This window comes from Stenotrophomonas sp. Nf1 (genome assembly GCF_003028475.1).
Lineage (GTDB): Bacteria > Pseudomonadota > Gammaproteobacteria > Xanthomonadales > Xanthomonadaceae > Stenotrophomonas.
Genome location: NZ_PYTV01000001.1, coordinates 368,640 through 381,746 on the forward strand (window position 1 = coordinate 368,640; position 13,107 = coordinate 381,746).

At 68.9% G+C, this 13,107-nt stretch carries 11 protein-coding genes; 5 read left to right on the forward strand and 6 right to left on the reverse strand.

Going from position 1 to position 13,107, the window contains the following annotated elements; genetic code table 11:
* Positions 1-33: 33 nt before the first annotated feature.
* Positions 34-1,551, forward strand: a complete 1,518-nt coding sequence (locus C9412_RS01810) for an MFS transporter (RefSeq protein WP_107230048.1) — start codon at positions 34-36, stop codon at positions 1,549-1,551.
* Here C9412_RS01810 and C9412_RS01815 read toward each other — a convergent pair.
* Both C9412_RS01815 and C9412_RS01820 read right to left on the reverse strand, forming a co-directional pair.
* Complete coding sequence (locus tag C9412_RS01815) at positions 1,535-3,622, reverse strand: TonB-dependent siderophore receptor (protein WP_107230049.1); 2,088 nt, start codon at positions 3,620-3,622, stop codon at positions 1,535-1,537. The two genes, C9412_RS01810 and C9412_RS01815, sit on opposite strands and share 17 nt — an antisense overlap.
* A gap of 331 nt (positions 3,623-3,953) precedes the next feature.
* Positions 3,954-4,358: a GFA family protein gene (locus tag C9412_RS01820; RefSeq protein ID WP_107230050.1), complete on the reverse strand. Its 405-nt coding sequence runs from the start codon at positions 4,356-4,358 to the stop codon at positions 3,954-3,956.
* A gap of 160 nt (positions 4,359-4,518) precedes the next feature.
* Here C9412_RS01820 and C9412_RS01825 point away from each other — a divergent pair, with 160 nt between their 5' ends.
* Positions 4,519-5,493, forward strand: coding sequence for a DUF4105 domain-containing protein (locus C9412_RS01825; RefSeq protein WP_107230051.1), 975 nt, complete (start codon positions 4,519-4,521; stop codon positions 5,491-5,493).
* The gene (locus C9412_RS01830; protein WP_107230052.1) at positions 5,493-7,514 is read left to right on the forward strand and encodes a hypothetical protein; all 2,022 of its coding nucleotides are present in this window, start codon (positions 5,493-5,495) and stop codon (positions 7,512-7,514) included. The genes C9412_RS01825 and C9412_RS01830 overlap by 1 nt, the downstream gene beginning before the upstream one ends.
* A gap of 480 nt (positions 7,515-7,994) precedes the next feature.
* Here the strand turns inward: C9412_RS01830 and C9412_RS01835 are convergent, their stop codons facing one another.
* On the reverse strand, positions 7,995-9,416 hold the full coding sequence (locus tag C9412_RS01835; RefSeq protein WP_107230053.1) for an MFS transporter: 1,422 nt from the start codon (positions 9,414-9,416) through the stop codon (positions 7,995-7,997).
* A 29-nt stretch (positions 9,417-9,445) separates the two neighbouring features.
* On the opposite strand from C9412_RS01835, the gene soxR reads away from it, so the two are divergent.
* Entirely contained in the window at positions 9,446-9,880 is a 435-nt protein-coding gene (gene soxR / locus C9412_RS01840; RefSeq protein ID WP_107230054.1) for a redox-sensitive transcriptional activator SoxR, read from the forward strand.
* Between the two features lie 47 nt (positions 9,881-9,927).
* Here soxR and C9412_RS01845 read toward each other — a convergent pair whose 3' ends face one another.
* Positions 9,928-10,530, reverse strand: coding sequence for a short chain dehydrogenase (locus tag C9412_RS01845; RefSeq protein WP_107230055.1), 603 nt, complete (start codon positions 10,528-10,530; stop codon positions 9,928-9,930).
* Between the two features lie 98 nt (positions 10,531-10,628).
* On the opposite strand from C9412_RS01845, the gene C9412_RS01850 reads away from it, so the two are divergent.
* Positions 10,629-11,504, forward strand: coding sequence for a LysR family transcriptional regulator (locus C9412_RS01850; protein ID WP_107230056.1), 876 nt, complete (start codon positions 10,629-10,631; stop codon positions 11,502-11,504).
* 48 nt (positions 11,505-11,552) lie between these two features.
* Here C9412_RS01850 and proC read toward each other — a convergent pair whose 3' ends face one another.
* Positions 11,553-12,374, reverse strand: a complete 822-nt coding sequence (gene proC, locus C9412_RS01855) for a pyrroline-5-carboxylate reductase (RefSeq protein ID WP_107230057.1) — start codon at positions 12,372-12,374, stop codon at positions 11,553-11,555.
* 18 nt (positions 12,375-12,392) lie between these two features.
* Positions 12,393-13,070, reverse strand: a complete 678-nt coding sequence (locus C9412_RS01860) for a YggS family pyridoxal phosphate-dependent enzyme (protein WP_107230058.1) — start codon at positions 13,068-13,070, stop codon at positions 12,393-12,395.
* Between the last annotated feature and the right edge of the window lie 37 nt (positions 13,071-13,107).

Below are 13,107 nucleotides of genomic sequence, written 5' to 3' on the forward strand. Positions count from 1 at the left end.
CATCATCAATGCCCCTGATGGAAGGAGGCCCGCATGGCCCCGGTTTCGATGCTCCCTGAATCTGATCGCACGCAGCAGCGCTGGGCGCTGCTGGCGGTCTGCCTGGCCGCGCTGGCGCTGCCGCTTTCGTTCTCGGCCGGCGCGGTTGCGGTCCCCGTGCTGGCCCGCTCCGCTGCGGCTTCGCCGACGGCACTGGCGTGGGTGACCAATGCGTTCATGCTGACCTTCGGCAGCCTCCTGCTCGCTGCCGGTGGGTTGGCCGACCGCTATGGGCGGCGACGGCTGTTCCTGCTGGGCACGGCCGGGTTCACCGCCGCCACCGGCGCTGCATGCCTGGCACCGGCGCTGCCCTGGCTGGATCTGGCGCGAGGTCTGCAGGGCGTTGCCGCCGCTGCGGCGCTGGCGTCCGGCACGGCGGCGCTGGCGCAGGCCTGGCAGGGGCCGGCGCGTGGCCGCGTCTTCGCCCTGCTGGGTACGACGTTCGGTGCGGGGTTGGCATTGGGGCCGCTGCTTGCCGGCCTGCTGCTGCAGGCACTGGGCTGGCGCAGCGTGTTCGCCGCCGGCGGCCTGCTGACGTTGGCGGCCTTCGCACTGGGCGCACGCGTGTTGCCGGAAAGCCACGGCGAGCGCGGCCGGCTGGACATCGCCGGCATGCTCGGCTTCAGCCTGATGCTGGCGGCGTTGACCCTGGCCCTGTTGTGGCTGGGCGAATTCGGCGCGCAGTCGCTGCGCGTGCGGATGGCGATGCTGGCGACACTGCTGCTGGGTGTGGCGTTCGTCGCCCTCGAACGTCGGCAGGCGTCACCGCTGCTGGACCTGACCCTGTTCGCGCAACCGGCGTTCCTGGGGGTGCAGCTGCTGCCGGTGGCGACCTGCTTTGGCTATGTGGTGCTGCTGGTGGTGCTGCCGCTGCAGCTGATGGGCGTGCATGGGCAGAGCGCGGCCTGGGTCGGCCTGCAGATGCTGGCGCTGTCCGCACCGATGCTGGTACTGCCCCTGCTGGCCGCGCGCTGGGCGCAACGGATCGGCAGCGCGCCGCTGTGCACGTTCGGCTTGTTGGCCGGTGCAATGGGCCTGTACCTGTTGTCGCGGCAGGCGGTGCATCCTTCGCCAGCACAGTGGATGCCGTTGCTGCTGCTGATCGGTGCCGGCACTGCGCTGCCGTGGGGGCTGATGGATGGCCTGTCGGTGAGTGTGGTGCCGGTGCAGCGCGCTGGCATGGCGGCTGGCATTTTCGGCACGGTGCGGGTGGCCGGCGAGGGCATTGCGCTGGCGGCGGTCACTGCCTTGATCGCGCTGTTGATCGGCCAGCGGCTGCACGGCGCGTCGCCGGCAACGGTGGCCAGGGCGGCGGCCTATCTGGCCACCGGCGCGCAGGCGCAGGCCGCAGCGCTGTTGCCGGCGATGACCGCCACGCAGCTGCAGCAGGCCAGCGCCGAAGCACTGGCGGCGCTGCTGCGCGTGCTGGCGGTGCTGACCGCCGCATGCGCGGTGCTGTTGCACCTGCTGCTGCGGCGGCCAGCGCCGGCGGTGCTCAGAACCGATAGCTGATGGTGCCGGTGACCACGCGCGGATAACCGGCGAAGCAGTCGCCGAAGGTGCGGCACGGTGCGTAGTAGCGCTTGTCGGTGAGGTTGGTGATGTTCAACGCCATCGTCCAATCGGTTACCTGCACCTCCAGCAGTGCATCGGCCAGCGTGTAGCTGGGGGTGACGATGCGCCCGCCGTTGCCCAGCGAGACCGTGTTGCCGACGTGGCGCACGCCCAGGCCCAGGCGCAGGCGCGCGGCATCATCCAGCTGGAAGCCCTTGGACACCCAGGCCGAGGCCAGGTCCTGCGGCGTATCGTTCAGGCGCTCGCCCACTTCCAGCGCGAAGTTGCTGCGGCTGACTTCGGCTTCGTTGCGTGCAACGGCGGCGGTGACGGTGAGGTCGTTGGCGAACTGGAACTGGCCTTCCAGCTCGATGCCCTTGGAGCGGATCTGGCCGGTCTGCACCACGTTCAGCACGTTGTCCGGATCGTTGGTCTGCCGGTTGGTTTCGGTGATGCGATAGGCCGCCATCGTCAGCAGCAGGTTGCGTGCCGGCTGCCACTTGATGCCGGCTTCGCCCTGGCGGCCGCGCATCGGCTTGAAGGCCTGGCCGAACAGGTCCTGGCCGGATACCGGCAGGAACGATTCGCTGTAGCTCAGGTAAGGCGACACGCCGGCTCCCACGTCGGCAATCAGGCCGGCGCGATAGGTGGTGGCGTTGTCGGTCTGGCTGGGCTGGCCCTCGGTTTTGGAGCGCGCATGGTCGCGGCGCGCACCCAGCACCAGCGAGACGCGGTCGGCCCAGCGGATCTGGTCCTGCACGTACAGGCCCAGCTGGGTGGAGGTCTGGTCGGGCTGGCGCTCCCAGCCGCGCACCGTCGGCGCCACCGACACCGGGTCGTAGATGTCGATCGGCGTGCCGGTGGCATCCAGGCGCTGCAGCTGTTCCTTGTACTGGCTGTAATCCACGCCCGCCAGCAGCAGGTGCTGGAAGGCACCGGTGGCGAAGTCGAACTGCAGTGCGTTGTCGGCGCTGAGGATCTGCACGTCCGGGCGGGTACCGTAGGCAGTGCGGTTGACCACGCGGCGCGCAGCGTCGATGAACGGATCGGCCGGGTTGCTGTAGCTGTCCACGTACATCTGCTGCAGCGTGGTCCTGCCGTCGATGTAGCGCAGCGCCGAGCGCAGGCTGAGCACGTCGCTGAAGCTGTGGTCGAACAGTGCGGTCAGGCTGTAGACGCGCGAGTCGATGCGGTCGAAGTCGGGATCGCCGATGAAGGTGGACGGATCCAGGCGGCGCCCGGGCGGCGCCAGCAGGGTTGCCGCCAGCGGCAGGAACTGCTGGCTGGAGCCGGTCTTGTCATGCTGGTAGCTGGCCAGCAGGGTGAGGTTGCTGCGCTCGCCGCGCCAGCTGATCGACGGAGCCAGGTAGACGCGATCATCCTTGAGCGTGTCGGTCTGCATGTTCGACGCGCGTACCAGCCCGACCAAGCGTCCGGCCACGCTGCCATCGGCGTTCAACGTGCCGTTGAGATCGCCCTGCAGCTGGCGCCGGTCGAAGCTGCCGAGCTGTACGCCGAGCTCGCCGCTGGGCGAGGCGAAGGTGGGGCGCTTGCTCATCGCATTGATGATGCCGCCGGTGGCACCGGCGCCGTACAGCACCGAAGAGGGGCCGCGCAGCACCTCCACCCGTTCCAGGCCGTAGATCTCCGGTCGTGCCAGCGGGCTGAAGCCATAACTGCGGCGCAGACCATCGAGGTACTGCACCGGGTCCAGGCCGCGCATCGAGGTGGCATCGTTGCGGGTATCCAGGCCCCAGGCGTCGGCGGTGACGCCGGCGCTGTAGCGCAGCACTTCCTGCAGGTTGTGCGCGCCGCGATCAGTGAACAGCTGCTGGGTGACCACGCTGATCGCCTGTGGCGTCTGGGTCAGCGCGGTATCGGTCTTGGTCGCGGTGCTGGCGCGGTCGGCGACGACGCTGACCCGGTCCAGGGTGCGCGCATCAGGTGCGTCATCGGCCAGGGCCAGCGGAGCGGTGACACAGGCGGGAAGGCAGAGCGCAAGCGACAACAGGGTGCGGCGGGCGGGCATGGCGGTCGGTCCACAGGAGATCGCCGCGGATTATCGGGATCGACCGCGAATGATGCAAATGATTCTCAATGGCGTGTCATCTGGAGGTCGTCCGCGCATCACGCCGTGCATGCCGACGTGGGCCCAGTATCGATCGTCCCCGTCCCCCACGGAGACCCGCCATGTGGCTGCTCGACCATCTCTGGCCCGGCCGAAGGCCCGTGCCCGCCCCGGCTGCCACCGAGCCGCCGGCGATGCCCCGCCGGCCCTGGCTGAAACGCCCCGTGCGGGCCGGCCGCAGCGGCATGGCGCCCTGGCAGAAGGTCGCCGCACCGCCGCGGCGCAGCCGCCACTAGGCGCTGCGGTCGGCGGGGTGGTTGACCCCGTCGTTGACCGGGATCACGCCCAGCGCGAACGGGTCGATGCCTTCCAGGCAGGCCACGTTGTAGCCGTACTGGTCGGGGTTGGAGCGCCTGCGATGATGGGTGTAGATGCCGCACACGCCGCAGAAGTAGTGCTCGGCCACGTGGGTGTTGAACTGGTACCGCTGCAGGTGGTTCTGCCCGCGCAGCACCTGCAGGCCTGCGCGGGTGACGCTGGCGGCGATGGCGCCACGGCGGCGGCACATCGAGCAGTCGCAGCGGCGCGGGTCGACGATGCCATCGGGCAGATCGAGCAGCAGTTCGACCGCACCGCAGTGGCAGGTGGCGCGGTGCCGGGGTTGGACCGGAACACCGGCTACGGACGTGATGCCCATTGTTGCTCCTGTGTGGTGGAACGTGGTCCAAGACCCTGCGCCGGCTGGCCTGAACGGGCCGTAGATGCCACGCTGAGCCGGCTTGTGGCTAACTATGCGGCTTCAAGACCGCCACAGGATGCCAGTGAACGCCGCAGGACGTTGGATGACAGGAAGTGCCATGGCGCTGGCGGCGTTGTGGGTGACCGGCCTGCTGGCCTATCAGCTGCCGGGGCCGGGCTGGCTGGCCACGGGCGTGGCGATGCTGTGGCTGCTGCTCGCCCTGTGGGCCGCGTGGCAGGTGGCGCGCGGCCACGGCACGCGCCGCCTGGGCCTGGCCTTCGGCGCATCGCTGGCGCTGGCCGGGCTGTGGTGGCTGCTGCTGACCCCGCGCCAGGACCGGGTATGGGCCGACGATGTTGCCCAGCGCCTGCACGTGGTGTCATTCGACGGCCGCCATGTGGTGCTGGACAACGTGCGTGACTTCACCTGGCGCAGCGAGACCGACTACGACGCGCGCTGGGTGCGCCGCGAGTACGATCTTGACCAGCTGCGCTCGGCCGACCTGGTGCTGTCGTACTGGATGGGCCCGGCGATCGCCCACACGCTGATCTCGTTCGGCTTCGACGACGGTCGCCATGTGGTGTTCTCGCTGGAGATCCGCAAGGAGCGCGGCGAATCGTTCTCGGCGCTGGGCGGCTTCTTCCGCAAATTCGAGATGACCCTGGTCGCCTCGGAGGAGACCGACATCATCCGCACCCGCACCAACGCGCGTGGCGAGGATGTCTACCTGTACCGCCTGCACGGCATGGACCGCGCGCAGCTGAAGGCACTGTTCGCGGCCTACATCGCGCAGGCGCGCGAGCTGGATGCGAAGCCGGGCTTCTACAACACGCTGACCAGCAACTGCACCACCATCGTCTTCGACCTGGCCCGGCATATCGCGCCGCGTCTGCCGCTGGACTACCGCCTGCTGCTGTCCGGCTATCTGGCCGAGTACGCGCAGGAGGTCGGCGCGTTGACCCCGGGCGTGCCGTACGCCGAGCTGCATGACAAGGGCCGCATCACCCAGCGTGCGCTGGACCTGGGCAACGGCGACCATTTCTCCACCGTGATCCGCCAGGGCGTGCCCGGCACCGAGCAGGACCCGCAGTAATGACCCCATTCTTCCCCTCCCGCTGGCAGCGCCTGCTGCCGGCGTTGTTCGCCGCCTTCCTGCTGCTGGGCAGCAGCGGCTGTGCGATGGTCACCGTCAAGCAGGTCACCTCCAGCGATTCGCTGGTCAACAAGCGCGCCGACGTGCTCAACACCGGCAAGCTCAGCCCCGCCGCGCGCGAGACGCTCAGCGCGGCGGGCCTGGACGAGTCGCAGTGCGAAAAGGACTTCCTGGTCTGCCGCAGCACGCTGCTGATGACCGATGACCTCAACGTTGAGCAGCGGCTGTCGGCGCTGTCCGAGCTGTGGGTGAAGGCGGCGCTGGCGCTGACCCCGAAGAAGACCGCCGCCGGCGATCCACCGATGAGTGACGCGGCGCTGGATGCCTGGCTGGAAGCGGCGCGTTACGCATATGCCTACCTGTTCTACAGCGGCCGATCACCGTCCGACCGTGCCTTCGAGGATCGGCAGACCCAGGTGCGCGACTACTACAACTATGCGGCCGAGAAGGCCGCGGTGGTGTTGTTCGTGCGCGCGCGTGCGGCGGCATTGGCCGGCGAGGACTATACGAAGCCGCTCTCGGTTGGCAGCTGGTCACTGGCCTCCAACTACCAGCAGTTGAACCTGAAGAGCATCCCGGCGCAGCTGGTGCCGGCCGGCACGGTCAGCTTCGTCGGCCTGCGCAGCACCTATCGCCGCGACGGCTTCGGTGCCGAGCTGGTGATGGTGATGGACCCGCCGAAACTGGTCGCACCGGTGATCGCACCCGATGGCCCCAAGGCCGACAGCGCGCCGGATGACGAAGACGATGCGCGCCGCGGTCGCCGCCATCGGCATGACGACTCGGTACCCGAGTTCAGTGAAATGTCTTCGATCAATGTCACCGCGCTGCTGCGCTTCGAGGGCAGCAACCTGGACGATGTGATGCGCACGCGCCGGGTCGAGCTGGACGCTTATTCGCCCGAAGCCACCGAGCGCATCACCCTGCATGGCGAACAGGTGCCGCTGGCCGGCAACTTCACCGCTGCCTACGGCCTGTGGCTGGCGCAGAGTGGCTTCGCCCGGCAGTCGCTGCGCACCCTGTTCGGCATGAGCGAGGGCATCGGCGAACCGCATATCTACCTGATGCAGCCGTGGGACCCGAACCGCCGCATCATCTTCATGCTGCACGGCCTGGCCAGCAGCCCGGAAGCGTGGGTGAATCTGGCCAACGAGATCATGGGCGACCCCGAACTGCGCCAGCAGTTCCAGGTGTGGCAGGTCTATTACCCGACCAATGCGCCGATCGCGCTGAACCGCTACGAGATCGCCAATGCATTCAACGACACGCTGAAGCATTTCGATCCCAACGGCAGCACGCGTGCATCGAAGGACATGGTCTATATCGGCCACAGCATGGGCGGGGTGCTGGCGCGCCTGCTGGTCAGTGATTCCGGAGACGTGCTGTGGAATGATTTGCTGGCCAACTACGACCTGAAGGGCGAGCGCTTGAAGCGCGTGCAGAACAAGCTGGGGCCGCTGCTGCATTTCAAGGCGCAACCGAACGTGGAGCGCGCGATCTTCATCGCCGCACCGCACCAGGGCACCGATATTGCCGGCAACAAGGTCGGGCGCCTGATCGGCCGGCTGGTGCGCCTGCCGCTGACCATCCTCGGCAAGTTCGAGGATGTGTTCCTGGCGCTGGCGCAGGCCGAACAGCAGGTTGACGGCACCGCCAAGCCGAAGATCCCCAACAGCATCGACAACCTCAAGGCCAGCGATCCGTTCGTGAAGGCGGCCGCACAGCTGCCGATCGAGGCCGGCCTGAAGTACCACTCGATCATCGCCCAGCGCAAACCGGAATTGCCGGTGCAGAAGTCCGACGATGGGCTGGTGCCGTACTGGAGCGCGCACCTGCCGGGCGCGCTGTCGGAGAAGGTGATCATTTCCGGCCACAGCGTGCAGGAGACCCCGCAGGCGGTGCTGGAAGTGCGCCGCATCCTGCATCGGGATATCGATGACATGGGAGCCGCTGCCCGGTAGTGCCGGCCGCTGGCCGGCAGTGTCGATCAAGGTCGACACCTATCAACAGCATTCCCATTGCCGCATGACCGTGCAGAGCCCAGGGCAGGCAACGTGCCGGCCGGAGGTTCCGGTAGTGCCGGCCGCTGGCCGGCAGTGTCGACCAAGGTCGACACCTACCAACTGCATTCCCCTTGCCGCACGACAGTGTGGAGCCCAGGGCAGGCAAGGTGCCGGCCGGAGGTTCCGGTAGTGCCGGCCGCTGGCCGGCAGTGTCGACCAAGGTCGACACCTACCAACAGCATTCCCCTTGCCGCATGACCGTGTAGAGCCGAGCGCAGGCAACGTGCCGGCCGGAAGTTCCGGTAGTGCCGTCCGCTGGCCGGCAGTGTCGACCAAGGTCGACACCTACCAACTGCATTCCCCTTGCCGCACGACAGTGTGGAGCGCAGGGCAGGCAACGTGCCGGCCGCTGGCCGGCAATCCCGCAATGCGCCGGCGCTACACCCGCCGTGCGATCACCGCAGCCAGCACTGCCAGGCCGAAGGTGATCGCCAGGCACAGCAGGTAGCCGGTGTGCGGTGCGCTGTCCACGAACAGCGCGAACAGCGCGCCGGAGACCGCCAGCGCGGTTGTCACCGACAATGCTTCGCTGAGTTGCAGGGCGGAGGTGTTGGCGCCCTGCTCATGCGGCGCCGACAGCGAAAGCGTCAGCACCGACAGGCTGGCGTAGATCATGCCCATGCCAAAGCCGGTCACGGCCCAGCCGAGCAGCGACAACGGCAGCGGCACTGCGTTGAACAGCACCGCCAGCGTGGTGGCGATGCCGACCGTCATCATCGCGGTGCCGGCGCGCAGCAACTGCTGGCGCGACCAGCCACGCTGCTGGTGGCCCTGCAGCCACGAACCGGCAAACCAACCCAGCGCGCCCAGGCTGAGCACGGCGCCGGCGCCACTGGGCGTGAGCCCGCGCTCGCGCTGCAGCAGCAGCGGCAGGTAGGCCTCGCAGGCGAAGAAGGCCGCAGCGGCGATGCCGCGCAGCGCGATCACGCTGGGCAGCCCGCGGCGCAGCAGCAGGGTTCCCGGCGGCAGCAGCCGGTACACGCAGAACAGCAGTGCCAGCATCGCCACGCCGATGCACAGCAGGGCGGTCACACCGCGTTGCTGGCCGCCGAAATACAGCAGCAGCGCCGCCAGCGACGCACCGCTGGCCCAGCGCACCACGTTGCCGCGCCCACCGTCATCGCTGCTGGTCGCCGGCGGCTGCAGCCGCGCCAGCGCCGGGCGCAACAGCAGGGCCGCCGGGACCGCCAGCAGCGGGACCGCCAGGAACACCCAGCGCCACCCCAGGTGCTGCACGATCAGGCCGCTGAGCGCGGGGCCGATCATCGACGGCACCACCCAGCCTGCGGAGAACGCTGCGAACACCTTTGGCCGCAGCGGTTCGGGGTAGCTGCGGCCGACCATCACATACAGCGATACCGAGATCGCACCGGCGCCCAGGCCCTGCAGCAGGCGCCCGGCCACCAGCACGCCCATGCGCATCGCCAAGCCGGCCAGCAGCAGGCCCAGCACGAAGCAGGCCAGGCCATACCACAGCGGGCGCGCCGGCCCATGGCGGTCAACCCAGCGCCCAGCCAGGGTCATGCCGATCACGCTGGTGGCCAGCGTGCCGCCAAAGGCCAGCGCATACAGCCGCAGGCCGTCCAGCGCCTCGGCCACGGTCGGCATCGCTGCGGCCACCGCCAGCGCCTCGAACGCATGCAGTGCGACCAGCGCCACCATGCCGAGGGTGGTGGCGCGGTAGCGGGAGGACAGGATCGACATGGCGGCCGGCGGGTGCGTGTCGGCGGGCGAGAGTGTTGTGTTCATACCAGGCAGGGGCGGGCCGCGCTTGTCAACGAGCGGCGAAGATAGCAGCATGACACCTCAACCGTAGTTGAGGTCAAGGCATGGCATCCCAGGAGTTGAGCGTGGGAGAGGTTTCCCAGCGCAGTGGCGTGGCCATTTCCGCGTTGCACTTCTACGAGCGCAAGGGCCTGATCAGCAGCCTGCGCACGTCCGGCAACCAGCGCCGCTACAACCGCGACGTGCTGCGCCGGCTGGCGGTGATCCGTGTGGCGCAACGGGTGGGCATGCCGCTGGAGGCGGTCGCGCGGGCATTCGAGAGCCTGCCCGAGGGACGGACACCGACCAAGGCCGACTGGGCCAAGCTGTCCGCACGCTGGCGCACCGAACTGGAACAGCGCATCCATATGCTGCAGCTGCTGCGCGATGAACTGACCGGCTGCATCGGCTGCGGTTGCCTGTCGCTGAAGCGCTGCCGCTTGGCCAACCCCGAAGACATCCTCGGCGAACGCGGCGACGGCCCGATGCGCTGGGAATGAGCGAAGAAGAGGCCGGCTCCCGCTAGCGCCGGGCCATGCCCGGCGGATCACCAGACGGTGATCGTCTCACCGCTCTGGATGCCCTCGACCGCGCGCTGGAACGCGAGCGCTGCGCGCTGTGCGGTCACCGCTTCAAAGCCCGGGAAGTAGGGGCCGTAGTCGGCCATCGATTCGACCAGCACGTTGGGGCTGATCACGTTGATGCGCAGGCCGCGCGGCAGCAGCTCCAGCGCGGCGGCACGCACGAAGCCTTCCAGTGCGGCATTCACCGCCGTGGCGTTGACGCCATCGCGGATCGGATGGGCGCTGATGATGCCGCTGGTCAGGGTGATCGAGCCACCCGCGTTGAGATGATGCTGCGCGGCCAGCGCCAATCGCACCTGCCCCAGCAGCTTGTCCTGCAGGCCAAGGTTGAACTGCGCCGGCGTCATCTCCTGCAGCGGGCCGAAGTGCACTGCGCCGGTGGTGGAAATCACCGCATCGACCGTACCGGTGCGCGCGAACAGGTCGGCGACGCTGGCATCGTCGGTCAGGTCGACGCGCAGTTCGCCGCTGTGGCGGCCGGCAGACAGGATCTGGTGCTGCTGGCCGAGCTGGCGCGCGACTGCCTGGCCGAGGGTGCCGTTCGCGCCGACGAGGAGGATCTTCATGGCCGTTCCTTGCGAGTGGGGATGGGCGCAGTCTGCGCCGTCACAGTCGGGTTAGGTAAGTGGCGTATGCTTCGCAGATTCCTAACGGTGGGTTAGTAATGGATACCTTGCGCTGCATGCACGCGTTTGTCGCCGTGGCCGAGTGCGGCAGCTTTGCCGGTGCCGCCGAGCAGCTGCAGGTGTCGGCGGTGATGGTTGGCAAGTACATCCAGCAGCTGGAGGCACACCTGGGCACCGCGTTGCTGCAACGGAACACCCGCCGCCAGCGCCTGACCGAAGCCGGCAGCGCCTACCTGGCCGGGTGCCGGCAGGTGCTGGAGCAGGTGCAGCAGGCCGAGGCCGATGTGGCCGGCCTGCAGGTGCAGCCGCGTGGCCTGCTGCGGGTCAGCGCGCCGACCACCTGGGGCAGCTGCGTGCTGGCGCCGCGACTGGCCGGCCTGTTGCGCGCGCAGCCGCAGTTGAACATCGAGCTGGATCTGAGCAACCGGCGCGTGGACCTGATCGAGGATGGGTTCGATGTGGCGATCCGGGTGGGTCCGCTGCCGTCACAGGAGGTGGTGGCGCGGCCGCTGCCGCCGTATGCGATGAGCCTGTGCGCGGCGCCGTCGTACCTGCGGCGGCGCGGCACGCCGCGCACGCCTGCCGATCTGGAAGGGCACGATTGCCTGAGCCATCTGGCCTGGCGCGGAGGCCATGGCTGGCAGCTGGCCAATGGCGAGCAGGTGGATTGGGAAGCGCGCCTGACCTGCAACGATGGGTTCGCGTTGCGCGAAGCGGCCGTGGCCGGAGCGGGACTGGTGCTGCAACCGACCGCGTTGCTGGCGGCCGAAATCGCCGCCGGGCGCCTGAAGCCGCTGCTGCGCGACTACCTGCCCGAACCGCGGCCGATGCACCTGATCTACCTGCCCGATCGCAGGCCGCGCCCGCGATTGCAGTGCTTCGTGGATTTCGTCATGACCACCTTGGCGCGGTAGATGGGGTCAGATCCCTTTGCCTCGGAAAAGGGATCTGACCTCAGGGGATCAATCATTCGCCGCAGACAGTTCCTGCCCACGCACCTGCGCGGCGCGCAGGGCGCTGTCCACCAGCGCCTCGAAACCTGCGGCCTGGAAGCTTTCGATCGCGGCCTGCGTGGTGCCGTTCGGCGAAGTGACGCGGCGGCGCAGTTCCGCCGGGCTTTCGCCAGCCTCATCGAGCATGCGCGAGGCGCCCAGCAGGGTCTGCACCACCAGCGTGCGTGCCGCCTCGGCCGGCAGTCCCTGGGCGATGGCCGCCGCTTCCATCGCTTCGGCCAGCAGGAACACATAGGCCGGGCCACTGCCGGAGACGGCGGTGACCGAATCCATCAGCGCCTCGTCGTCGATCCACACGGTGCGCCCGGCACTGGCCAGCATCTGCTCGGCCTGCGCGTGCTGTGCCGCATCCACCGCCGGCGTGGCGAACAGACCGGTGACGCCGGCGCCGAGCAGGGCCGGGGTGTTGGGCATCGCACGCACCACCGGCAGCTGGCCACCCAGCCAGCGCTGCAGCTGCGCGCTGGTGATGCCGGCGGCAATGGAAACCACCAGCGGCCGGTTGTCCTGCGCCAGCGCCTGCAGTGACTGGCAGACCTCGCGCAGCACCTGCGGCTTGACCGCCAGCAGCCAGGTGCCGCCCTGCGTGGCCGCGTTGGCGGCGTTGTCGTGCACCTGCACGCCGAAGTCGGCGGCCAGTGCCTGGCGCAGTTCGGCCACCGGTTCGGCGACGTGGATGCGTGCGGCAGGCACGCCCTGGCGGATCAGGCCGGCGATCAGGCTGCGGGCCATGTTGCCGCCGCCGATGAAGGTGATGGAATCAGTTGCCATGGGGGTCTCCTTCGAATGTCAGGCCGGGCGCGGGCGCGCGCCGAACAGGGCGGTGCCGATGCGCACCAGGGTGGCGCCCTCGGCGATGGCTTCGGCGTAGTCACTGCTCATGCCCATCGACAGCGTGTCCAGCTGCGGGTGCTGGGTGGCCAGTGACTGGAAAAGTGTGCGCATGCGCACGAACGCGTCGCGGCGGCGCTCGGCCTCGGGCCACGGCGCGGGAATGGCCATCAGGCCACGCAGGCGCAGGCGGGGTTCGGCGGCAATCGCGGTGGCCAGTGCCGCCACGTCCTCCGGTGCACAGCCGTGCTTGCTGGATTCGTCGTCGATGTTGACCTGGATCAGCACGTTCAGCGGGCCACGCGCCTCGGGGCGATGCCGTGCCAGCGCGGTCACCAGCTTGGGCCGGTCCACGCTCTGTACCCAGTCGAAGTGGGCGGCGACGGCGTCGGCCTTGTTCGACTGCAGATGGCCGATCAGGTGCCATTCCAGCGCCAGGTGCTGCAGCGCCTGCATCTTGGCCAGTGCTTCCTGCACGTAGTTCTCGCCGAACGCCTGCTGGCCCTGGGCGGCCAGCGCGGCCACGGCCTCGGCCGGTTGGGTCTTGGACACCGCCAGCAGACGCGGGTCGGGCCGGCCGGCCGCTGCGGCGGCGGCATGCAGGTTGCTCAGGATCTGGGGCAGGGGAGTGGCCACGTAACGCGTTCCATTGAATCAGGAGGCTATACTGCCG

What these genes read in the sequence shown, in the direction of transcription:
- C9412_RS01810 (WP_107230048.1), top strand. Translation starts at nt 34, where the DNA reads ATGGCCCCGGTTTCGATGCTCCCTGAATCTGATCGCACGCAGCAGCGC.
- C9412_RS01815 (WP_107230049.1), bottom strand. Translation starts at nt 3,622, where the DNA reads ATGCCCGCCCGCCGCACCCTGTTGTCGCTTGCGCTCTGCCTTCCCGCC.
- C9412_RS01820 (WP_107230050.1), bottom strand. Translation starts at nt 4,358, where the DNA reads ATGGGCATCACGTCCGTAGCCGGTGTTCCGGTCCAACCCCGGCACCGC.
- C9412_RS01825 (WP_107230051.1), top strand. Translation starts at nt 4,519, where the DNA reads ATGGCGCTGGCGGCGTTGTGGGTGACCGGCCTGCTGGCCTATCAGCTG.
- C9412_RS01830 (WP_107230052.1), top strand. Translation starts at nt 5,493, where the DNA reads ATGACCCCATTCTTCCCCTCCCGCTGGCAGCGCCTGCTGCCGGCGTTG.
- C9412_RS01835 (WP_107230053.1), bottom strand. Translation starts at nt 9,416, where the DNA reads ATGCTGCTATCTTCGCCGCTCGTTGACAAGCGCGGCCCGCCCCTGCCT.
- soxR (WP_107230054.1), top strand. Translation starts at nt 9,446, where the DNA reads ATGGCATCCCAGGAGTTGAGCGTGGGAGAGGTTTCCCAGCGCAGTGGC.
- C9412_RS01845 (WP_107230055.1), bottom strand. Translation starts at nt 10,530, where the DNA reads ATGAAGATCCTCCTCGTCGGCGCGAACGGCACCCTCGGCCAGGCAGTC.
- C9412_RS01850 (WP_107230056.1), top strand. Translation starts at nt 10,629, where the DNA reads ATGGATACCTTGCGCTGCATGCACGCGTTTGTCGCCGTGGCCGAGTGC.
- proC (WP_107230057.1), bottom strand. Translation starts at nt 12,374, where the DNA reads ATGGCAACTGATTCCATCACCTTCATCGGCGGCGGCAACATGGCCCGC.